Annotated in this window: 1 pseudogene; it reads left to right on the top strand. The window is 22.3% G+C overall.

What is annotated here, in order from left to right:
- Positions 1-11: 11 nt before the first annotated feature.
- Positions 12-349, top strand: a pseudogene (locus tag CAMP5121_RS08065) (hypothetical protein); the annotation flags it as partial.

The raw sequence follows: 349 nt of genomic DNA, 5'->3' as shown, positions 1-349 counted from the left end.
AAGGAATATAAATGAAAAAACCTTTTTATAAACTTAAAAGATTTTATATACCTTGTGGTTTACTTATAGCTTTTGTTATCTTTATAAGCTTAGCTTATCGCCCTTTAGAGCTTATCTTTTGGGATAAGTATTATTATGAAAAAGAAAATCAAATTAGAAAAGAGATATCTAAATTATTCTGGAGCAACGAAGAAGAATTCAAAAAAGTTTTTGTAGAACAAAACTTAAATCAAGAATTAAAACTTAATCAAAAAGAACTATTAAATTATATGCATAATTTTAAAAAAGATTTTAAATTTATGCAAATTTTAGGTTTAGACAATGCTTATTTGGTAGCTCTTAAAAATAA

Origin of the sequence: Campylobacter sp. 2352 PW, from assembly GCF_024723575.1 — a bacterium.
Classification (GTDB): domain Bacteria; phylum Campylobacterota; class Campylobacteria; order Campylobacterales; family Campylobacteraceae; genus Campylobacter_D.
Note: the sequence above shows the minus strand (reverse complement) of the source record. Positions and strands in the feature narration are given on the sequence as shown.